At 67.9% G+C, this 20,170-nt stretch carries 17 protein-coding genes; 12 read left to right on the top strand and 5 right to left on the bottom strand.

The window, feature by feature from the left end; all coding sequences use genetic code 11:
• Window positions 1-37: 37 nt before the first annotated feature.
• Entirely contained in the window at window positions 38-472 is a 435-nt protein-coding gene (gene cutA / locus ACOCMH_RS31870; protein WP_427311669.1) for a divalent-cation tolerance protein CutA, read from the top strand.
• On the top strand, window positions 469-2,370 hold the full coding sequence (gene dsbD / locus ACOCMH_RS31865; protein ID WP_427311667.1) for a protein-disulfide reductase DsbD: 1,902 nt from the start codon (window positions 469-471) through the stop codon (window positions 2,368-2,370). Before cutA ends, dsbD begins: the two co-directional genes overlap by 4 nt.
• 19 nt (window positions 2,371-2,389) lie before the next feature.
• Here the strand turns inward: dsbD and ACOCMH_RS31860 are convergent, their stop codons facing one another.
• The 3 genes from ACOCMH_RS31860 to yihA form a co-directional block, all read right to left on the bottom strand.
• Window positions 2,390-3,604 carry a magnesium transporter CorA family protein gene (locus ACOCMH_RS31860; RefSeq protein WP_427311666.1) on the bottom strand — a complete coding sequence of 405 codons (1,215 nt, stop codon included), beginning with the start codon at window positions 3,602-3,604 and terminating at the stop codon, window positions 2,390-2,392.
• Window positions 3,605-3,626: 22 nt separating this feature from the next.
• Window positions 3,627-4,619 carry a porphobilinogen synthase gene (gene hemB / locus ACOCMH_RS31855; RefSeq protein ID WP_427311664.1) on the bottom strand — a complete coding sequence of 331 codons (993 nt, stop codon included), beginning with the start codon at window positions 4,617-4,619 and terminating at the stop codon, window positions 3,627-3,629.
• A gap of 249 nt (window positions 4,620-4,868) precedes the next feature.
• Window positions 4,869-5,570, bottom strand: coding sequence for a ribosome biogenesis GTP-binding protein YihA/YsxC (yihA, locus tag ACOCMH_RS31850; RefSeq protein WP_427311662.1), 702 nt, complete (start codon window positions 5,568-5,570; stop codon window positions 4,869-4,871).
• 498 nt (window positions 5,571-6,068) lie between these two features.
• Here yihA and ACOCMH_RS31845 point away from each other — a divergent pair, with 498 nt between their 5' ends.
• The 8 genes from ACOCMH_RS31845 (at window position 6,069) to msrQ (ending at window position 14,220) form a co-directional block, all read left to right on the top strand.
• On the top strand, window positions 6,069-6,728 hold the full coding sequence (locus ACOCMH_RS31845; protein WP_171516792.1) for a c-type cytochrome: 660 nt from the start codon (window positions 6,069-6,071) through the stop codon (window positions 6,726-6,728).
• Between the two features lie 188 nt (window positions 6,729-6,916).
• A complete protein-coding gene (locus ACOCMH_RS31840) occupies window positions 6,917-9,103 on the top strand; it encodes a cytochrome c biogenesis protein ResB (protein WP_427311659.1) in 2,187 nt (728 codons plus the stop codon).
• A 49-nt stretch (window positions 9,104-9,152) separates the two neighbouring features.
• A complete protein-coding gene (gene ccsB, locus ACOCMH_RS31835) occupies window positions 9,153-10,319 on the top strand; it encodes a c-type cytochrome biogenesis protein CcsB (protein ID WP_427313408.1) in 1,167 nt (388 codons plus the stop codon).
• Window positions 10,320-10,476: 157 nt separating this feature from the next.
• Window positions 10,477-10,914 carry a COG4315 family predicted lipoprotein gene (locus ACOCMH_RS31830; RefSeq protein ID WP_171516790.1) on the top strand — a complete coding sequence of 146 codons (438 nt, stop codon included), beginning with the start codon at window positions 10,477-10,479 and terminating at the stop codon, window positions 10,912-10,914.
• Window positions 10,915-10,956: 42 nt separating this feature from the next.
• Window positions 10,957-11,496, top strand: a complete 540-nt coding sequence (locus tag ACOCMH_RS31825) for an RNA polymerase sigma factor (protein ID WP_427311657.1) — start codon at window positions 10,957-10,959, stop codon at window positions 11,494-11,496.
• A complete protein-coding gene (locus tag ACOCMH_RS31820) occupies window positions 11,493-12,356 on the top strand; it encodes an anti-sigma factor family protein (RefSeq protein WP_427311655.1) in 864 nt (287 codons plus the stop codon). Before ACOCMH_RS31825 ends, ACOCMH_RS31820 begins: the two co-directional genes overlap by 4 nt.
• Before the next feature lie 164 nt (window positions 12,357-12,520).
• Window positions 12,521-13,522 carry a protein-methionine-sulfoxide reductase catalytic subunit MsrP gene (msrP, locus tag ACOCMH_RS31815; protein WP_427311653.1) on the top strand — a complete coding sequence of 334 codons (1,002 nt, stop codon included), beginning with the start codon at window positions 12,521-12,523 and terminating at the stop codon, window positions 13,520-13,522.
• Complete coding sequence (msrQ, locus tag ACOCMH_RS31810; protein ID WP_427311651.1) at window positions 13,522-14,220, top strand: protein-methionine-sulfoxide reductase heme-binding subunit MsrQ; 699 nt, start codon at window positions 13,522-13,524, stop codon at window positions 14,218-14,220. The genes msrP and msrQ overlap by 1 nt, the downstream gene beginning before the upstream one ends.
• A 24-nt stretch (window positions 14,221-14,244) precedes the next feature.
• Here the strand turns inward: msrQ and lysA are convergent, their stop codons facing one another.
• Window positions 14,245-15,504: a diaminopimelate decarboxylase gene (gene lysA / locus ACOCMH_RS31805; RefSeq protein ID WP_427311649.1), complete on the bottom strand. Its 1,260-nt coding sequence runs from the start codon at window positions 15,502-15,504 to the stop codon at window positions 14,245-14,247.
• Between the two features lie 386 nt (window positions 15,505-15,890).
• Here lysA and cyaY point away from each other — a divergent pair, with 386 nt between their 5' ends.
• Entirely contained in the window at window positions 15,891-16,226 is a 336-nt protein-coding gene (gene cyaY, locus ACOCMH_RS31800; protein ID WP_427311647.1) for an iron donor protein CyaY, read from the top strand.
• A gap of 82 nt (window positions 16,227-16,308) precedes the next feature.
• On the opposite strand, the gene ACOCMH_RS31795 is transcribed toward cyaY, so the two are convergent.
• Complete coding sequence (locus tag ACOCMH_RS31795; RefSeq protein WP_427311646.1) at window positions 16,309-18,684, bottom strand: penicillin-binding protein 1A; 2,376 nt, start codon at window positions 18,682-18,684, stop codon at window positions 16,309-16,311.
• Window positions 18,685-19,082: 398 nt separating this feature from the next.
• Here ACOCMH_RS31795 and pilM point away from each other — a divergent pair, with 398 nt between their 5' ends.
• Entirely contained in the window at window positions 19,083-20,153 is a 1,071-nt protein-coding gene (gene pilM / locus ACOCMH_RS31790; protein WP_427313407.1) for a type IV pilus assembly protein PilM, read from the top strand.
• Window positions 20,154-20,170: the final 17 nt, after the last annotated feature.

Raw genomic sequence — 20,170 nt, 5'->3', positions numbered from 1 at the left:
TGCGGGTCGGCGGTGGCCGGCCGCGGGGAGAGTGTCGATGCAACGCCATACTGACCAAGGGTCCGATCCCGACGAGGTGCTCGTCGTCGTCACCAATGCACCCGATGCCGATACCGCAGCGCGCTTGTCGCGGGCGGTGCTGGAGGCGCGCGCCGCCGCCTGCGTGAACCGACTGGCGCCGGTCGAATCCGAGTACTGGTGGCAGGGCAGGCTGGAACAGGCGCAGGAATGGCCGCTGCTGATCAAGACCACGCGCGCCCGCTACGCTGCGCTCGAGGCCGTGATCCGGCAACATCACCCCTATGACGTGCCGGAGTTGGTCGCGCTGCCCGTGTCGGCGGGGTATGGGCCCTACCTGGAATGGGTGCGCAGCGAGACCGCCGGCCAGCCGGCGCCGTGCGGCGATGCCGGCGGCGCAGCACCGGGTACGGCAGCACCTCAGGATCAAAGCAAACAGGAATCGGCTTCATGAACATCGGTTTGGCACGGCGGGCGGATACGCCTGGGCAGATCTGGGCGCGGCATATTGCCGCAGTGCTGCTGGCGGCGCTGGCCTGGCTGTGCCTGGCGGGCACGCTCCACGCCGCCACCGAGGACGACTTCCTGCCGCCCGAGCAGGCCTTTCGCTTTGCCGCCAGCCAGGTGGACGACAAGACCATCGAAGTACGCTTTGAGGTTGCGCCGGGCTACTACATGTACCGCGAGCGCTTCGCCCTTGCCGCGCAGCCGGCTGACGTGAAGCTGGGCCCGCCGGCCTATCCGCAAGGCAAGGTCAAATTCGACGAGACCTTCGGCAAGGAGATGGAGACCTATCGCGACACCGTGGTCATCCGCGTGCCGGTCGAGGCGGCGCCGGCCGACGGCAAATGGACGCTGACGGTGACCTCGCAGGGCTGCGCCGACAAGGGCTTGTGCTATCCGCCAATGGAAAGCGTCTACAAGGTGGGCGGCAGCGCGCTGGCCGACCTGTTCGGCAAGCGCGGCCGCAGCGACGCACCGGCGGCGGAGCCGGCACCCGCCCCGCAGGCCGCGCCCGCGGCACTGCGCGCGGACGACAGCGACCGCATCGCCGGCGCGCTGGCCAGCCGTAATCTGGGGCTGATCGGCGCCCTGTTCTTCGGGCTGGGCCTGCTGCTGACCTTTACGCCGTGCGTGTTGCCGATGGTGCCGATCCTGTCCTCGATCGTGGTCGGCGAGCACGTCACGCGCGGCCGCGCGCTGCTGGTGTCGCTGGCTTATGTGCTGGGCATGGCGGTGGTGTACACCGCGGTCGGCGTGGCCGCGGGGCTGCTGGGCGAAGGGCTGTCGGCGGCATTGCAGAAGCCGTGGGTGCTGGGCGCGTTCGCGGCACTGATGGTGGCGCTGGCGCTGTCGATGTTCGGGCTGTACGAGCTGCAACTGCCGCAGCGCTGGCAGACCCGGCTGACTGAATCGTCCAACCGCCGCCAGGGCGGGCAGATGGCGGGCGCTGCCGCAATGGGCGCGATCTCGGCGCTGATCGTCGGACCTTGCGTGACAGCGCCGCTGGCGGGTGCGCTGGCCTATATCGCGCAGAGCCGCGATGCCGTGATCGGCGGCGCGGCGCTGTTCGCGATGGCGCTAGGCATGGGCGTGCCGCTGGTGCTGGTGGGCGTGGGCGCGGGCAACCTGCTGCCGCGCGCCGGTCGCTGGATGGAGGTGACCAAGCGCTTCTTCGGCTTTTTGCTGCTGGGCGTGGCGCTGTGGATGCTGGGGCCGGTGCTGCCGGCCTGGGCCACGATGCTGTTGCTGGCGGCGCTGCTGCTGATGGCGGCGGTATTCCTCGGCGCCTTCGACGGCCTGGGCCCGGATCCGCGCAACCTGGTGCGGGTGGGCAAGGGCGTGGGCGTGCTGTTTGCCATCGCCGCGGCGATCGTGCTGATCGGCGTGGCGTCGGGCGGACGCGATCCGCTGCAGCCACTGTCGCACCTGAGCGTGGTGCGCGGTGGCGGCGAAACCGCCGGCGCCACGCAGGCGGTGCGCTTTGAGCGCGTGCGCAGCGTGGCCGAACTCGACGCCCGCGTGGCGCAGGCTGCCGCCGCGGGCAAGCCCGTGCTGCTGGATTTCTATGCCGACTGGTGCGTCAGCTGCAAGGAGATGGAGCGCATGACCTTCGTCGATCCGCGCGTGCGCGCGCGGCTGTCGGAGATCGTGCTGCTGCAAGCGGACGTGACCGCCAACAATGCCGACGACAAGGCGCTGCTCAAGCGTTTTGGCCTGTTCGGTCCGCCCGGCATCATCCTGTTCGGTGCCGACGGGCGCGAGCGCCCGGTGCGCGTGATCGGCTACCAGTCGGCCAACCGTTTCCTGGAAAGCCTGGAGCGCGCTTTCGGCGAACGCACGCGCACCTGAGCCGTACCCACTCCTGCGGCTAGCGTTCCAGTTGCCGCGCCAGCCCCCAGAGCGCGGCCAATACCACCACCACGGCACCCATCAGCCCGATCGACCACCAGAAGCCGTGAGGCTCGCGCAGCCACGGCATGCGGTCGAAGTTCATGCCGAAGACGCCGGTGATCAGCGTCAGCGGCATGAACAGCGCCGTGATCAGCGTCAGCGCGCGCATGGTGCGGTTGGTCCGGTGCGCCACCGCCGAGAAGTGGATCTGCACCGCCGACTCGATCGAATCCTCCAGCCGGCGCGCATGCGCCAGTACCCGCTGGATATGCTCCATCACGTCGTTGATGCGCACCAGCAGCACCTCGTCGCGCCCCGGCGCATTGGCCGCGCCGCCGGGCTGGTCGCTGCTGTAGCGGTTGTCGAGCAGGCTGTCGCGGAATTCCTGCAGCGCGTCGCGCTGCTCTTCGCTCAGGTGTTCGAGCTTGCGCAGCTGGATCCGCGCATCGAGCAGGCCTTCCCAGCTGGAGAAGCTGCGGCGCGAGTTCAGCAGTGCGCGCTGCCAGCGGTCAAGCTGGCGCGTCAGCGGCGCGCGCAGTTCCAGGTAGCGGTCGACCATGGCGTTGAGCAGCCGCAGCATGAGGTCCTCGGGCCGGCTCGGCGGACGGATGCCGTGCAGCAGCGGCTGGCCGTTGCCGCGCCCGGGCGCGGCCTGCGGACGCGGGGCCTGGCATAGCTCGAGCAGGCGCTGCCGCACCTGGTCGATGGTGCGCGACGGACCCGAGCGCACCGTGACCAGCACCGTATCGAACATGAAGAACGTGACCGGCTGGGTGTCGATCTTGGCCAACGCCGGCAGGAAGCCCGGCGGATGCCGCTTCTGGCGGGCCGCTGTTTCGGTCACGGGCGCCTTCGCGGCGCCGGCAGAGGCTTCCTGCGGTTCAGCCTCGGCAATGGCGCGGCTGGTCTCGAAGGTCAGCTTGCGGAAGATCACCATGTCGTACGCGTTGGTCGTATCGAAGTACGACGGATGCGCGGCGTTGGTGGCGTCGGCCAGGTGCAGGTCGAGGATGGGCGCGCCGGCAAGCTGGCGCACCTGCTCGCGCCAGGTGTCGGGCGCCGCGGTGACCTCTTCGGTGGAGAAGTCCGCCCACACGAACAGCGACGCGGCATTGCCGCCGAGGAAGCTGGCCGCGTCGGTGAGCGACGCGAGCGGGTGGACCTGGCTGGCGGAGAAACCAAGCAATTCCATGGGCGCGCTGCCAGTGGGCCGCTCAGGCCTTCAGCAACCGGGCGGCGTCGCGGGCGAAATAGGTCAGGATGCCGTCGGCGCCAGCGCGGCGGAAGGCCAGCAGCGATTCCATCATCACCTTGTCGTGGTCGAGCCAGCCGTTCTGCGCGGCGGCCTTGAGCATCGCGTACTCGCCGCTGACCTGGTACACGTAGGTCGGGAAGCGGAACTCGTCCTTGACCCGGCGCACGATGTCCAGGTAAGGCATGCCGGGCTTGACCATCACCATGTCGGCGCCTTCCAGGATGTCCTGCGCCACTTCGCGCAGCGCCTCGTCGGTGTTGGCCGGGTCCATCTGGTAGGTCATCTTGTTGCCCTTGCCCAGGTTGGCGGCCGAGCCCACCGCGTCGCGGAAGGGGCCGTAGAACGCCGACGCGTACTTGGCCGAGTACGCCATGATGCGGGTATGGATGTGGCCGTTGTCTTCCAGCGCGGCGCGCACGGCGCCGATGCGGCCGTCCATCATGTCGGACGGGGCGACGATGTCGACGCCGGCCTCGGCCTGCGCCAGCGCCTGGCGCACCAGGATCTCCACGGTCACGTCGTTGATCACGTAGCCGTTGTCATCGAGCACGCCGTCCTGGCCATGGCTGGTGTACGGGTCGAGCGCCACGTCGCACAGCACGCCGAGTTCGGGGAAGCGGTCCTTGAGCGCGCGCACGGCGCGCGGCACCAGCCCCTGGGGATTGGTGGCCTCGCTGCCGTCGGGCGTCTTCAGCGACGGGTCGATCACCGGGAACAGCGCCAGCACCGGGATGCCGAGCTTGACGCAGTCTTCGGCCACCGGCATCAGCAGGTCGACCGACACGCGCTCCACGCCTGGCATCGACGCGACAGCCTGGCGCTGGTTCTGGCCGTCGAGGATAAAGACCGGGTAGATCAGGTTGTCCGGGGACAGGCGATGCTCGCGCATCATGCGGCGGGAGAAATCATCGCGGCGCATGCGGCGCGGGCGGAACTCGGGGAAGGTGGACATGGCGGCTTCTTGACGGAAGAGGACGAAATGCAGGGCCGGCAAGCACGGCGCGCGCAGCGTCATGCGGCTGGCCGAAGAAAAACTAAACTTTTGTGCGTGCCCGCCATCATACTCGCGGACACTTTGCGTTGCGCGCTGCGTGGCGCGGTGTCCCCCGCTACTCCTCCCTGAGCGGGTACCCGCCCCAGCGGCGGGAAGTTTGTCCCCGTTGCTTGCGACGGGGCTTTTTTTTGCGCGCTCGCGGTCAGATCACGCGGCCGGATCGGACGCCGGAGGCACGGTGTTGCCAGCGGTGGACGGGCGTTCCAACTTCTGCGCTTCCGGCAGGTTGAGCCAGCCGGCGATCACGCCCTGGGCCTCTTCGATGCCGCGGCGCTTCAGGCTGGAGAACAGCTGCGCCGTCATCGGCACCGGTGTCTCCATCTGTTCGGCATAGCCTTGCAGCATCTTGCGCGTTTCACGCAGGGCCTTGGCGTTGTCGCTGTTGGTGAGCTTGTCGGCCTTGGTCAGCAGCACGTGGATGGGCCGGCCCGTGGGCAGGAACCACTCCACCATCTGGCAATCGAGATCCGTGAACGGCCGGCGCGCGTCCATCATCAGGATCAGGCCGGCCAGCTGCTGGCGGGTCTGCACGTAATCGCTGAGCAGGCCCTGCCAGTGGTACTTGGCCGAGCCCGAGACCTCGGCATAGCCGTAGCCCGGCAGGTCGACCAGGAACGCTAGCGGATCGGGCGCCTTGACCGGCGCCACCGAGAAATAGTTGATGTGTTGCGTGCGCCCCGGTGTGCGCGACGAGAACGCCAGCCGCTTCTGGTTGCACAGGATGTTGATGGCGGTGGACTTGCCGGCGTTGGAGCGGCCGGCGAAGGCGACTTCGGGCACGGCCGTGGCGGGCAGGTCGCGCAGGTGGTTCACGGTGATGAAGAAGCGGGCCTGGTGAAGAAGGGACATGCGCTAGAGCGGTGGGGCGGGGCCGCGGAGGCAGCGCGGGGTGCGTGCCGGGGCCGGGGTCTCGCCAGGGTGGGATGGCTGCGGCCTGGGCCGCCCGCCGGGGTTGATCTGGCGCAGCCCTAAGCGGGCATGGCAAGGCGCAAGGCATCAATCCGGCACATAACTTATTGTACAATACGCCGGTTTACGGTCTCCTGAGCGGGTGACGCGTGGCATCCATGCCGCGTGCCTCGGCTGCCGTCGTCCGGGCGGGAAGCCTAGTGTGTCGTTCCATCGTGGGCAAGGCCTTGCCCTGCATTGCGCGTTGCACCGGACGGTGCGGCGGCTGCGGGAGCGGGCTGGCGGGGTCTGCCGCCACGACCAGCGTTGAGCGGATCGGTCAGCCGCACGCGGGTCGCCACGACTCCCAGCCTTTTGCACCGGCGCGTCCTCACCGCCGGCAAAGCGCCGGACCGGCACGCATCACGATATCCAAAACAATTCAGAGAAGGTGTGCGAATGAACCGCATTGCGAAGATTCTGGGTGTACTGGCTCTGGCCGTTCCTGCCGCCGCCCTTTCCGGACTGGCATCTGCCGCAGAGCAGGCCGCCGCAAAGGCGGACCCCGCCAAGGGCGAAACGCTGTACACGCAAGGTGCCCCCGATCGCAATGTGCCCGCCTGCCTGAGCTGCCACGGTGCCGCCGGCAACAGCGCGGCCGCGGCCAACCCGAAGCTGGCCGCGCAGCATCCCGAGTACGTCCACAAGCAGCTGGCCGACTTCAAGGCCAAGGCCCGCAACAACGCGATCATGGTGCCGATGGCATCGGTGCTGACCGACGAGGAAATGCGCAACGTCGGCGCCTACCTGGCCAAGCAGTCGCTCAAGCCGGCCACCGCCAAGAACAAGGACAGCATCGAAGCCGGCCAGAAGATCTACCGCGGCGGCATCGCCGCCAAGGGCGTGCCGGCCTGCGCCGCCTGCCACGGCCCCGCCGGCGCAGGCATTCCGGCGCAGTATCCGCGCATCGGCGGCCAGTGGGCCGACTATACCGAGGCACAACTGGTGGCATTCCGCCAGGGCACCCGCAAGAACAACCCGGTCATGACGACCATCGCCGCCAAGATGTCGGATGCCGAGATCAAGGCGGTGGCGGACTACGTCGCCGGGGTTCGCTGACGATCCGGGATTCCGCGACGCTGGCGCCTGCGCGCGCCGGCGCATCGGTTGAGCGGCCGCCGCCTGCCGGCGTGCCAGAGCATGCAACCGAACGCGCTTGTCACAATCGAAAAGGGTGGCCTGCTTGCCAAAGCATGTCCACCCTTTATTCATTTCCAGGCCGTACGCTGTTTTAGGTTTCACTGCACATGTCGACCGCTTCCACTTCAGGGCTGCACCTGAAGACCTCTCACCGCGTGCTGCGCGACGCGGTCGAATTGTTGTCCTCGATGCGCTTTGCGATCGCGCTGCTGACGGTGATCTCCATCGCCAGCGTGATCGGCACCGTGCTCAAGCAGAACGAGCCGTATCCGAACTACGTCAACCAGTTCGGGCCGTTCTGGGCCGAGGTATTCCATACGCTGTCGCTGCAGAAGGTCTACGGATCATGGTGGTTCCTGCTGATCCTGGCCTTCCTGGTGGTGTCCACCAGCCTGTGCCTGGTGCGCAACGCGCCCAAGATGATTGCCGACATGCGCTCGTGGAAAGACCATGTGCGCGAGCGCAGCCTGCGCGCCTTCCATCATCGCGGCGAGTTCGATGGCGCCCGTCCGCGCGCCGAGGCGGTGGGCCGCCTGTTGGCCTTGCTGCGCAACCGCGGCTACCGCATCAAGGCGGTCGAACATGACGGCGCCACGCTGCTGGCCGCCAAGGCCGGCGCCGCCAACAAGGCCGGGTATATCCTGGCGCACAGCGCCATCGTGGTGATCTGCATCGGCGGCCTGCTCGACGGCGACCTGCTGATCCGCGCGCAGATGTGGCTGGGCGGCAAGACCCCGATCCGCGGCAACGCGGTGATCAGCGAGATCCCGCCGCAGCACCGGCTGTCGGTGAACAACCCCGGCTTCCGCGGCAACGCCTATGTGCCCGAGGGCTCGACCGTATCCACCGCCATCCTCAATATTGCCGATGGGGCGCTGGTGCAGGACCTGCCGTTCGCGATCACGCTCAAGAAGTTCAAGGTCGACTTCTACGAGACCGGCATGCCCAAGCTGTTTGCCTCGGACGTGGTCGTGACCGACCGCGCCACCGGCAAGCGCACCGAGGCCACCATCAAGGTGAACGAGCCGCTGATCGTCGATGGCATCGCCATCTACCAGTCCAGCTTCGAGGACGGCGGCTCGCGCCTGAAGTTCGTCGGCTACCCGATGCAGGGCAGCGGCCATGCCACCTTCGCCATCGACGGCGCGGTGGGCGGCAACAAGCCGCTGGCCGGCACCGGCACCAGCGCGGACAGCGATGGCCTGACGGTAGAGTTCAGCGACTTCCGGCTGATGAATATCGAAAACGTCACCGACGCCTCGGGCAAGCCCGATGCGCGCGGCGTGGCGCGCAAGTCCTTCAACGAGACGCTCGAAAAGCATCTGGGCGCCGCCGCCAGCACCGACCGCGCCAAGACCCTGCGCAATGTCGGCCCGTCGGTGCAGTACAAGCTGCGCGATCGCACCGGACAGGCGCGCGAGTACAACAACTACATGGTGCCGGTGCAGATGGATGGCCAGTCGGTGTTCCTGGCCGGCATGCGCGAGTCGCCGAGCGAGCCGTTCCGCTACCTGCGCATTCCCGCCGACGACCAGGGCAGCGTGGCCGACTGGATGCGCCTGCGCGCCGCGTTGCAGGACCGCGCCTTGCGTGGCGAGGCCGCGCGCCGCTTTGCGCTGGCGTCGATGCCGGGCGACGACAAGGCCGAACTGCGCCGGCAGCTGGCCGAAAGCGCGCTGCGCGCGCTCGATCTGTTCGCAGGTGCCACGCGCCCCACGCCGGATTCGCCGCCGGGCGGCTTCACCGCCATCGCCGCCTTCCTGGAAAAGTCGGTGCCCCCGGCAGAGCAGCAGAAGGCCGCCGACGTGCTGCTGAAGATCCTGAACGGCTCGATGTGGGAACTGTGGCAACTCGCGCGTGCGCAGGACAAGCTGCCGGTGGTGGCCAACAGTGCGCAGAGCGGCGCCTTCCTGCAGCAGGCCATCAACGCGTTGTCGGATAGTTTCTTCTACGGCGCACCGGTGTTCCTGCAGCTCGACGACTTCCAGGAAATCAAGGCCAGCGTGTTCCAGTTGACTCGTGCGCCGGGCAAGAACATCGTGTATCTTGGCTGTCTGCTGCTGGTGCTGGGGGTGTTCGCGATGTTCTATATCCGCGAGCGCCGGGTCTGGATCTGGGTGAAAGACCAGCCCACCACGGGCGACACCGATGCCGGCAGCCACGTGCTGATGGCGATGTCGACCCAGCGCCGCACCATGGATTTCGAAAAGGAATTCACCGCGCTGCGCGACGACATCGGCCGCGCCGCGGGGGGCCGCAGCGCCACCCACGAGCCCGCCGGCACTCCCCACTGAATCGAGCAGGTACGCTATGTCCTCAAACGTGAACCAGGCCGGTCCCGCCATGCGCGGCACCCCGCGCGCCGATACCGGCGCCGACGAGGCCTACCTCGAACCTTCCTTCCTGCGCCGCCTGAGCTGGGTGGACTGGCTGTTCGCGCTGGCACTTGCTGCGGGCGCCGGCGTGGCGCTGGCGCAATACGGGCAATGGATGGACGGCTACGACAAGGCGGTGCTGATCGGTGCCGTGCCGACCTTCGCGCTGCTCGGCTGGCACTGGAAGCCGGTGCGGCCGCTGATGGTGGCGCTGGCGGTACTGTCGCTGTTTGCGATCCGGCTCTACCAGGGCCAGCTCGCGCGCGCCGACCAGGCCTTCTTCCTCAAGTACTTCCTGTCGAGCCAGTCAGCCATCCTGTGGATGAGCGCGCTGGTGTTCCTGTCCACGCTGTTTTACTGGGTCGGGCTGGCCACGCGCTCGGGCACGGGCTACAGCCTCGGCAGCAAGCTGTGCTGGGGCGCGGTGGTGCTGGGCTTCACCGGCATGCTGGTGCGCTGGTACGAGTCGTACCTGATCGGCACTGACATCGGTCATATCCCCATCTCGAACCTGTACGAAGTGTTCGTGCTGTTCACGCTGATCACTTCGATGTTCTACCTGTACTACGAAGGCCGCTACGCCACCCGCGCGCTGGGCCCGTTCGTGATGCTGGTGGTGTCGGCCGCGGTTGGCTTCCTGCTGTGGTACACGGTCAGCCGCAATGCGCAGGAGATCCAGCCGCTGGTGCCCGCGCTGCAAAGCTGGTGGATGAAGATCCATGTGCCGGCCAACTTTATCGGCTATGGCACCTTTGCCCTGGCGGCGATGGTTGCGGTTGCCTACCTGCTCAAGCAGCGCGGCGTCCTGGCCGAGCGCCTGCCGTCGCTGGAGTTGCTCGACGACGTGATGTACAAGGCGATCGCGGTCGGCTTTGCCTTCTTCACCATCGCCACCATCCTCGGCGCGCTGTGGGCCGCCGAGGCCTGGGGCGGCTACTGGAGCTGGGATCCTAAGGAGACGTGGGCACTGATCGTGTGGCTGAACTATGCAGCCTGGCTACATATGCGCCTGATGAAGGGGCTGCGCGGCACCGTGGCGGCCTGGTGGGCCCTGGTCGGCCTGCTGGTGACGACCTTTGCGTTTCTGGGTGTCAACATGTTCCTGTCGGGGCTTCACAGCTACGGCGAACTCTGAGGCCTGCATGCTGCAATGCAAAAACCTGCCCCCGGGCAGGTTTTTTTTCGACTTTTTTCAATTTTTTTGGGCGCTGCGGGAATAAAGAGATCACATCCGGTGTTTACTTGAGGAACGGTGCCGGCTGGCGGTACCGGTTTGCATGGAGAACAAGATCATGGCAAGTCTGCGTCGTAACGCTGCGGCATCCCTCGTTCGTCCCGGTGCGCTCGCGCTTGGCTGCGCGGCCGTCCTGCTCGCCGGTTGTGCCGGCATGGGCATGGGCGGCGGTAGCGCCGGCAATCTGCCGCCCACGGTGAAGGTGACCAATGGTGTGCTGACCGACCCGCAGGGCCTGACGCTGTACACCTTTGACCGCGACACCGCCGGCAGCGGCAAGAGCGCCTGCAACGGCCCCTGCGCCACCAACTGGCCGCCGCTGATGGCCGCCCCGGGCACCAGCGGCTCGGGCCAGTACACCATCATCACCCGCGATGACGGCGGCAAGCAGTGGGCCTACCGCGGGCAGCCGCTGTACCGCTTCGCCAAGGACGCCAAGCCGGGCGACCGCACCGGCGACAACGTCAACAACGTCTGGCACGTGGCCAAGCCCTGACGCCGCGGCAGCCGCCACCACCGTCGCGACAGCCACCACGGCATGGAAGGGTTTGACGGCCAGCTCGTCGCGCTGGCGCCGCGGCTGCGGCGCCATGCGCGCGGCCTCACCGGCGATGCGGCGCTGGCCGACGACCTGGTGCAGGACACGCTCGAGCGCGCGCTGCGCTACCGCTGGCGCTTCCGCCTGCGCCCCGGTGCCTGGTGGGGCGACGGCGCCGACGGCCTGCTGCCGTGGCTGCTGACATTGATGCACCGCCTGCGCCTGAACGCCTTGCGCAGGAAGGAGCTGGTGGTGGCCACCGACACCCTGCCCGAGGTCAGCGGCCCCGCCGAAGACCCCGGACTGCGCCGCGACCTGTCGCAGGCGCTGGCGCAGTTGCCCGAGCCGCAGCGCGCCGTGCTGCTGCTGGTCAGCCTGGAACAATTGACCTACGCCGAGGCCGCGCGCGTGCTCGACATCCCGCAAGGTACGGTGATGTCACGGCTGGCGCGGGCCCGCGAACAGATGCGGCGGCTGCTTGACGGCGCGGCGCCGACCCGGACCCCCACGGCCGCCAATCCGCTGCAACGGGTGAAATGATGCCGGGCATCCAGGAAGCCGATCTCCACGCCTACGCCGATGGCCAGTTGGCCGGCGCGCGCCGCGCCGCCGTCGAGGCCTACCTGGCGCAGCACACTGACGCGGCGGCTCAGGTCGCCGCCTGGCGCCGGCAGGCCGAGGCGCTGCACGGCGCGCTCGACCCCGTACTCAATGAGCCGGTGCCCCTGTCGGCCTTGCCGCCGGGTTTGCACGGTGGGCAGGGGCGCAATCGCAGCCGCGCAGGCCGGCGCGACGGGGCCCGTCCCAGGCCGCGCTGGACCATGGCACTGGCGGCCACTTGCGCTTCGGTGGCGTTGCTGGCCTTGGGCGGTACGCTGGGCTGGCTGGCGCACGACCGCCTCGGCGGCGCCACGCTGGTGCTGGCGCCCGGCGAGCGTTTTGCGCGCGAAGCCCTTGCCACCCACGCGGTCTACGCGCCGGAGATGCGCCACCCGGTGGAAGTGGCGGCCACGGAAGAGGCCCACCTGGTCGCCTGGCTGTCCCGGCGCCTGGGCACCGCGCTGCAGGTGCCGGACCTGCGCGCGCAAGGCTTCCACCTGATCGGCGGCCGGCTGGGCGTGGCCGAAGGAGGGCCGTCGGCCATCCTGATGTATGAAGCGGACGACGGCACGCGCCTGTCGCTGCAGCTGCGGCGCATGGCGGAGGGCACGCCCGATACCGGCTTCCGCGTCGAGCGCGTGACGGGCGAGGGTGCGCGGCGGCGGGCGCCGGGCCGCGACCCGATGATGGCGTTTTACTGGATCGACCGCGACCTGGGCTTCGCGTTGGCGGGGCCGCTGGAGCGCGCCCGGCTGCTGACGCTGGCGCAGGTGGTGTACCAGCAATACCAGGGCGGATAGCGGTGCCGCGCTTGCGGCACACGGCGCGCAGGTGCCGGGTCATTTCGACGCAACCAAAAAAAATCTGTCAGGACTGGCCCGCACTCCGCGACCAAGCCCGGAGTCCAATCCTGCAAGCACGCTGGCGCCGCCGGCGCCGGCACCCCAGGCAATCGAGGAAAACCATGCTGATTCCTTCCCCCAAATGGCTGCGCGGCGGCGACATTGCCGCCAGCGAGATCACCCCGCGCCATGTCTTCGAAGCCCGCCGCCGCATGCTGGCGCTGGCTGCCGCCGGTGCCGCCGGGGGCACGCTGGCGCCGTGGTTCGCGCGCCAGGCCTTCGCCCAAGGGCAGCATGGCGCCAAGCTGGCTGCGACGCTCAACAACGGCTACGTCATCACCGAGAAGCGCACGCCCTACGAAGAGGTCACCACCTACAACAACTTCTACGAATTCGGCACCGACAAGTCCGACCCGGCGCGCCACGCCGGCACGCTGCGCCCGCGTCCGTGGCAGGTGGCGGTCGAGGGGCTGGTGAAGAAGCCGAAGGTCTATGACCTGGACGAGCTGATGAAGCTGGCGCCGATGGAAGAGCGCGTCTACCGGCTGCGCTGCGTCGAGGGCTGGTCGATGGTGATCCCGTGGATCGGCTATCCGCTGGCCGAGCTGATCCGCCGCGTCGAGCCGCTGCCCGGCGCGAAGTACGTGCAGTTCATCACGCTGGCCGACAAGAAGCAGATGCCCGGCGTCAGCAGCGGCGTCCTCGACTGGCCCTACAGCGAGGGCCTGCGCATGGACGAGGCCATGCATCCGCTGGCGTTGCTGACCTTCGGCCTGTACGGCGAGGTGCTGCCCAACCAGAACGGCGCGCCGGTGCGCATGGTGCTGCCGTGGAAATACGGCTTCAAGAGTGCCAAGTCGATCGTCAGGATCCGCTTTGTCGACAAGCAGCCGCCCACCAGCTGGAACCTGGCGGCGCCGCAGGAATACGGCTTCTACTCCAACGTGAATCCGGACGTCGATCATCCGCGCTGGAGCCAGGCCACCGAGCGCCGCATCGGCGAGGAGCGCGGCAGCGGCTTTGGCGCGCTGTTCGCGCCCAAGCGCAAGACCCTGCCGTTCAATGGCTATGGCCAGCAGGTGGCAGCGCTGTACCAGGGCATGGACCTGAAGAAGTTCTTCTGATGCAAGGCGAGCGCATGGCTACCTCTACTCCCACCGCCAGCCCCGCGGCGCGCAAGCCCGCGAGCCTGGCCACGCTGGCGCCGCAGCGCGTACGGGCGCTCAAGCTTGCGCTCTGGCTGCTGGCGCTGCTGCCGTTCATGCGGCTGCTGTACCTCGGCGCCACCGAGCAGTTCGGCGCCAATCCGCTGGAGTTCGTCACGCGCTCGACCGGCACCTGGACGCTGGTGATGCTGTGCCTGACGCTGACCATCACGCCGCTGCGGCGCCTGACCGGCTGGAACTGGCTGATCAAGCTGCGCCGCATGCTGGGCCTGTTCGCGTTCTTCTACGGCCTGCAGCATTTCCTGCTGTGGATCGGCGTGGACCGCGGCTTTGACTTCGCCTACATGATCAAGGACGTGTACAAGCGGCCCTTCATCACGGTCGGTTTCACCGCCTTCATGCTGATGGTGCCGCTGGCGCTGACCTCGACCAACGGCATGGTGCGCCGCCTTGGCGGCAAGCGCTGGCAGGCGCTGCACAAGCTGGTCTACGCCATCGCCGTGCTGGCGATCCTGCATTACTGGTGGCACAAGGCGGGCAAGAACGACTTCGGCGAAGTGTCGATCTATGCCGCGGTGGTGTTCGTGCTGCTGGGGATGCGGCTGTGGTGGCGGCTGCGCAAGCCGGCCGCGGGGACGCGCCAGCCCGCCGCTTAGGACGGCGGGCCGGGCCTTGCGGAGTCAGTCCTGCAGCAGGCGCTCATCGCGGAACAGGTCTTCGACCAGCTCGCGCTCGCGCACCAGGTGCACGGCGGCGCCATCGACCATGACTTCGGCGGCGCGCGGGCGGGTGTTGTAGTTGGAGCTCATGGTAAAACCGTAGGCGCCGGCCGACATCACCGCCAGCAGGTCGCCGGGCTGCACCGCCAGCGCGCGGTCGCGGCCGAGCCAGTCGCCGGATTCGCAGACTGGGCCGACGATGTCGTAGGTCACGGCCGGGCCGTCGCGCAGCGCCACCGGCTCGATGCGGTGGTAGGCCTCGTACATGGCCGGGCGCGCCAGGTCGTTCATGGCGGCGTCGACGATGCAGAAGTTCTTGGCCGCACCGGGCTTGAGGAATTCCACCTGCGTCAGCAGCACGCCGGCGTTGCCCACCAGCGAGCGCCCGGGCTCGAACAGCACCTCGCGATGGCCATGGCCGCGCGCGGCCACGCGCTCCAGCAGCGTGGTGGCGAAGCCGGTGATGTCCGGCGGCGTCTCGTCGGTGTAGGTGATGCCCAGACCGCCGCCCACGTCGATGTGTTCCAGGCTGATGCCTTCGCGCTCGAGTGCCTCGACCACGTCCAGCACCTTGTCCAGCGCTTCCAGGTAGGGCTCGACCTCGGTGATCTGCGAACCGATATGGCAGTCGATGCCGGTCACTTCGAGGTGCGGCAGCGCGGCGGCGGCGCGGTAGGTGGGCAGCACGTCTTCGAACGCGATGCCGAACTTGTTGCCCTTCAGGCCGGTGGAGATATAGGGGTGGGTTTTAGCGTCGACGTCGGGATTGATGCGCAGCGACACGCGCGCGCGCTTGCCGACGCGGCCGGCCACTTCGTTCAGGCGGTCCAGCTCGGGGATCGATTCGACGTTGAAGCAGCGCACGTCCTGCGCCAGCGCCAGTTCCATCTCGGCCGCGCTCTTGCCCACGCCCGAGAACACCACCTTGCGCGGGTCGCCGCCGGCGGCCAGCACGCGCTTGAGCTCGCCGCCCGAGACGATGTCGAAACCCGCGCCCAGCCTGGCGAACACCTGCAGCACCGCCAGGTTGGAATTGGCCTTCATCGCGTACTGGACCTGTGCCTTGCGGCCCTGGCAGGCGGCGGCATAAGCCTGGTACGCGGCGGTCAGCGCCGCACGCGAGTACACATAGGTAGGCGTGCCGAATTCGGCGGCGATACGCGCCAGCGGCACCTGCTCGACGGCAAGCGCGCCGTCCAGGCGATGGAAAAATGCGGTCATGGTTATCGGGTGGTGGGGGCGGCGGGGGAGGATGCCGGTGCCGGCGGTGCCGGCGGTGCCGGCGTGGCCGGGGCGGCCGGCATCGCATCGGCACGGCCAAGGCCCGGGTCCGGTACGGTCGGCGGGGCCGGCTCGGGCGGAACCCTGGGCAGGGTCAGCGGCCCGCGGATACCGCATCCGGCCAGCAGGGGCATCGCAAGGGCGGCGGCAAACGCCGATACAATCGCAACACGACGCAGCATCGGGTCGTCCTTATGGCTGTTGGCAAGGCGTTGGATGGCCAGCGCGCGACGGCCGGGCATCCGAAAGATTCTCAACAAAAAAGCCGTTCGCGCCACGTACGCCCGGTCCGGGCAGCGGCGGCAACGGCGGTCTCGGAGTTTAGCATGCCCCCCTTGAGCGAAAGCGAGTTCCTGGCCCTGGCCACGCAGGAGCTGGACCGCATCGAAGCCGCGGTCGAGGCGGCCGCCGACGCGGCCGACGCCGACATTGAAATCAGCCGTACCGGCAACGTGATGGAGCTGGAGTTCGAGAACGGTTCCAAGATCATCATCAACAGCCAGGCGCCGATGCAGGAGTTGTGGGTGGCCGCGCGCGCCGGCGGCTTCCACTTCCGCCGCGACGGCGAGCGCTGGATCGATACCCGCAACGGCGGCGAGCTGTATGTGGCGCTGTCGCAGTATGTCAGCGAGCAGGCGGGCGCAAGCCTCAAGCTGGACTGACGCCACGCGCCCGGGCGTGCCCGGCGGCGCAAAAAAGAAAAGCCGGCCTTGTGGCCGGCTTTCTGCTGTCTGCTGACTGCGCTCAGGCGCCGCCGAACATCTCCAGGATCTTCCGTTTCTCCTGCTCGGTATCGGCCGGCGGGTTGGTCGATTCGTCCGGCTTGCCCGGCCACGGATCGCCCAGGCCCACCGACGCCACGCCCGCGCCACCAGCGTTCTCTTCGAAGGTCCAGTCGCCGCCCACCATCAGCACGCCCTCGGGCGCGGGCCGTTCAGGAGACTCCGGCACGCCCTTGAGCGCCTTGCTCATGTAGCCGACCCAGATCGGCAGGGCCAGGCCCCCGCCGGTCTCGCGCACGCCCAGGCTCTTGGGCTGGTCGTAGCCCATCCAGGCGATCGCCACCAGGTTGGGGGTGTAGCCGGCGAACCAGGCGTCGACCGCGTCGTTGGTGGTGCCGGTCTTGCCGGCCAGGTCGTTGCGGCCCAGGCGCTGCTTGGCGCTGTTGGCGGTGCCCATGCGCACCACGTCGCGCAGCATGGTGTCGGCGATAAAGGCGGTGCGCGCGTCAAGCACGCGCACGGCGTCGCTGCCGGCGCGTTGCGGATGGGTTTCAGAGATCACGTTGCCGCGCGCGTCGACAACCTTCTGGATCAGGTACGGGTTGACGCGATAGCCGCCGTTGGCGAACACCGAGTACGCGCCGGCCATCTGCAGCGGCGTCACCGCGCCGGAGCCCAGCGCCATCGGCAGGTAGGCGGGGTGCTTGTCGGCCTCGAAGCCGAAGCGGGTGATGTAGTCCTGCGCGTACTGCGTGCCGATCGCGCGCAGGATCCGCACCGAGACCAGGTTCTTGGACTTGGCCAGCGCGCGCCGCATGGTCATCGGGCCCTCGAAGCGGCCGTCGTAGTTCTTCGGTTCCCACACCTGGCCGCCGGTATCGGGACCGATCGTCAGCGGCGCGTCGTTGATCACCGTGGCCGGCGAAAAGCCTTTTTCCAGCGCCGCCGAGTAGATGAACGGCTTGAAGCTGGAACCCGGCTGGCGCCAGGCCTGGGTCACGTGGTTGAACTTGTTGCGGTTGAAGTCGAAGCCGCCCACCATCGAGCGGATCTCGCCATCCTGCGGGTTGATCGACACGAACGCCGCGGCCACTTCCGGCAACTGCGTCACCGACCAGTTGCCCTTCTCATCCTGCGTCACGCGGATCACCGCACCGGGGCGCATCTTCATCTTGGGCTGTGCGTTGGCCGACAGCGACGGCGCGATAAAGCGCAGTGCCGAGCCTTCAATGGTCGCCACTTCGCCGGACAACAGCGTCGCCTTGACCTGTTTGGAGGACACGCTGGTGACCACCGCCGAGCGCAGGTCGCCGCTGCCCGGATGCTCGACCAGTGCATCGTCGATGGCCTGCTCGCGCTCGGCCGGGTCGGACGGCAGGTCGATGAAAGCCTCGGGACCGCGGTAGCCGTGCTTGCGCTCGTAGTTCATGATGCCGCTGCGCACGGCTTCATAGGCGGCGTCCTGGTCGGTCTTGATCAGCGTGGTGTAGACCGTCAGGCCGCGCGTGTAGGTTTCCTCCCGGTATTGCGCATACATCAGCTGGCGCACGATCTCGGCCACGTACTCGGCATGCGTGGAAAACTCATTGCCCTCGGTGCGCACCTTCAGCTCGGCCTGCACCGCCTGGTCGTACTGCTCGGGGGTGAGGTAGCGCAGGTCGCGCATGCGCTGCAGGATGTACTCCTGGCGCACCTTGGCGCGGCGCGGGTTGACCACCGGGTTGTATGCCGACGGCGCCTTCGGCAACCCGGCCAGCATGGCCGCCTCGGCCGGCGTCACATCGCGCACCGACTTGCCGAAGTACACGCGCGCGGCGCTGTCGAAGCCGTAGGCGCGCTGGCCCAGGTAGATCTGGTTCATGTACAGCTCCAGGATCTGGTCCTTGCTCAGGTTGGCCTCGATCTTGTACGCCAGCAGCATCTCGTAGATCTTGCGGGTATAGGTTTTCTCGCTGGACAGGAAGAAATTGCGCGCCACCTGCATGGTGATGGTGGAGGCGCCCTGCGACAGCCCGCCGCGCAGGTTGGCCAGTCCGGCACGCATCACCCCGACGAAATCGACGCCGCCGTGCTCGTAGAAGCGGTCGTCCTCGATCGCCAGCACTGCCTTTTTCATCACGTCCGGAATTTCGGCGATGGGCACGAAGTTGCGCCGCTCCTCGCCGAATTCGCCGATCAGCACATTGTCCGCGGTGTAGATCCGCAGCGGAATCTTGGGCCGGTAGTCCGTGATGGTGTCCAGCGAAGGCAGGTTGGGCGCCGCCACCAGCAGCGCGTAGCCCAGCAGCAGCGCAATCATGACGGCACCGGCGACAACCAGTCCGACCGCCCAGAACATGAGCCGCGTCCAGATCGAACGTGCGGCAGGGTGGGACGGCTTCTGTTGTGCTGTGGCCATAAGGGAAATACCTAGTCAGGGGTGCCCGCGATTATATCTTCCGCCATCGGCCCGCCCGGGTGCACAGTGGCGGGGGCGCCGCTATCGCGCTGTTACAAGATGTAAGGCCGCGGATGCCGGCGTGCACGGCGACGTTGGGCGTGACTGCGACGGGGCGCGCGGCACAGGCAGGCATGGAAGGGAACCCGACGACCGTGGGGTTTTGGCAACGGATTGATGAGGGCCTTCCTAAAAACAAGTTCGGCCCGGTTCGGCACGTTGCCACCGATGCTGGATTTTGTGAGAATCGGCCAACATAAAAAGCACACGTTTCATTCAAGAAACTAGGCTCGCCCGATTAGAGCGTTCAAGCCAGGGGCGAGTTCAAAAGCCAGGGGGTCACCTTGCGTCGGGGCATTTTGTCGGGGCTGCTGCGCCGGACTACGGTCGGCGTGGACATCGGATCGTCCAGTATCAAGGTAGTCGAGTTGTCCGTGGGGGGCAGCAGGCAAGACTACCGGCTGGAAAAATGCGCCAGCGAACTGCTGGACCGCAATGCCGTTGCCGATGGCAACGTCATCAACATCGAGGCAGTCGGGATCGCGCTCAGGCGTGCGCTCGGCAAAGCCGGCATCCGTTCCAGGGACGTGGTGCTGGGCGTGCCTTCCATGCTGACCGAATCGCAGACGGTCAGCCTGCCGGACAACCTGTCCGAAGACGAACTCTATTCCCAGGTCGAATCCGAGGCGCACCGGCTCTATCCGCCGTCGCAGGCGGTCAACTTCGACTTCGCCGTGATCGGTCCCAGCGAGACCGAGGGCGGCATCGGCGTGCGCGTCACCGCGGCCAACAGCGATCGCGTGCAGGAGCGCGTCACCGCGGCCGAAATGGCCGGCCTCAAGCCCCAGGTGATGGACGTCGAGGAATACGCGGTGCAGCGCTCGATCGTGCAGATGCTGGGCGTGCCGCAGGAGATGTCCGAGGCCGACGCGCGCGCGCTGCCGGTGGTGGCGGTGGTGCATCTGGGCGGCAGCCGCTCCAAGGCCATCTTCTACCAGGGCTGGAAAGAGCTCTATGAGCAGCCGCTGAACAGCTACGGCGACCAGCTCACGCAAAGCGCGGCGCGCATGTTCACCCTCGACGCGCTCAAGGCCGAGATCAAGAAGCGCAAGAACACGCTGCCCGAGGCCTGGCGCGCCCAGTTGCTCAAGCCGTCGCTGGATGCCCTCGCGATCGAGGTGCAGTCCGCGATCGGCAACTTCATCGCCAGTTCCAGCCTGGGCCGGGTCGACGAGATCCTGCTGTCCGGCGGGCATGCCTCGCTGTTCGGCGTGCAGGCGGCGATCCAGCACCAGACCAAGATCACCACCACGCTGGCGAATCCGTTCGCCAACATGGCGACCAACGCCAAGGTCAATGAGCGCTACCTGCAGCGCGACCTGCCCGCGTATATCGTCAGTGCCGGCCTGGCCCTGCGCGGCCTGCAATAACGCCCCGGAGGCGCGAG

Origin of the sequence: Cupriavidus sp. H39, assembly GCF_050271075.1 — a bacterium.
In the GTDB taxonomy this organism is placed as follows: domain Bacteria; phylum Pseudomonadota; class Gammaproteobacteria; order Burkholderiales; family Burkholderiaceae; genus Cupriavidus; species Cupriavidus necator_B.
Note: the sequence above shows the minus strand (reverse complement) of the source record. Positions and strands in the feature narration are given on the sequence as shown.

Excerpts from the sequence above, each read along its gene's own strand:
- lysA (WP_427311649.1), bottom strand. The coding sequence starts at position 15,504 with ATGACCGCATTTTTCCATCGCCTGGACGGCGCGCTTGCCGTCGAGCAG.
- ACOCMH_RS31795 (WP_427311646.1), bottom strand. The coding sequence starts at position 18,684 with ATGGCCACAGCACAACAGAAGCCGTCCCACCCTGCCGCACGTTCGATC.
- ACOCMH_RS31825 (WP_427311657.1), top strand. The coding sequence starts at position 10,957 with ATGGAAGGGTTTGACGGCCAGCTCGTCGCGCTGGCGCCGCGGCTGCGG.
- ACOCMH_RS31830 (WP_171516790.1), top strand. The coding sequence starts at position 10,477 with ATGGCAAGTCTGCGTCGTAACGCTGCGGCATCCCTCGTTCGTCCCGGT.
- cutA (WP_427311669.1), top strand. The coding sequence starts at position 38 with ATGCAACGCCATACTGACCAAGGGTCCGATCCCGACGAGGTGCTCGTC.
- ccsB (WP_427313408.1), top strand. The coding sequence starts at position 9,153 with ATGCGCGGCACCCCGCGCGCCGATACCGGCGCCGACGAGGCCTACCTC.
- ACOCMH_RS31840 (WP_427311659.1), top strand. The coding sequence starts at position 6,917 with ATGTCGACCGCTTCCACTTCAGGGCTGCACCTGAAGACCTCTCACCGC.
- msrQ (WP_427311651.1), top strand. The coding sequence starts at position 13,522 with ATGCAAGGCGAGCGCATGGCTACCTCTACTCCCACCGCCAGCCCCGCG.
- ACOCMH_RS31860 (WP_427311666.1), bottom strand. The coding sequence starts at position 3,604 with ATGGAATTGCTTGGTTTCTCCGCCAGCCAGGTCCACCCGCTCGCGTCG.
- cyaY (WP_427311647.1), top strand. The coding sequence starts at position 15,891 with ATGCCCCCCTTGAGCGAAAGCGAGTTCCTGGCCCTGGCCACGCAGGAG.
- ACOCMH_RS31820 (WP_427311655.1), top strand. The coding sequence starts at position 11,493 with ATGATGCCGGGCATCCAGGAAGCCGATCTCCACGCCTACGCCGATGGC.
- yihA (WP_427311662.1), bottom strand. The coding sequence starts at position 5,570 with ATGTCCCTTCTTCACCAGGCCCGCTTCTTCATCACCGTGAACCACCTG.
- ACOCMH_RS31845 (WP_171516792.1), top strand. The coding sequence starts at position 6,069 with ATGAACCGCATTGCGAAGATTCTGGGTGTACTGGCTCTGGCCGTTCCT.
- hemB (WP_427311664.1), bottom strand. The coding sequence starts at position 4,619 with ATGTCCACCTTCCCCGAGTTCCGCCCGCGCCGCATGCGCCGCGATGAT.
- msrP (WP_427311653.1), top strand. The coding sequence starts at position 12,521 with ATGCTGATTCCTTCCCCCAAATGGCTGCGCGGCGGCGACATTGCCGCC.
- dsbD (WP_427311667.1), top strand. The coding sequence starts at position 469 with ATGAACATCGGTTTGGCACGGCGGGCGGATACGCCTGGGCAGATCTGG.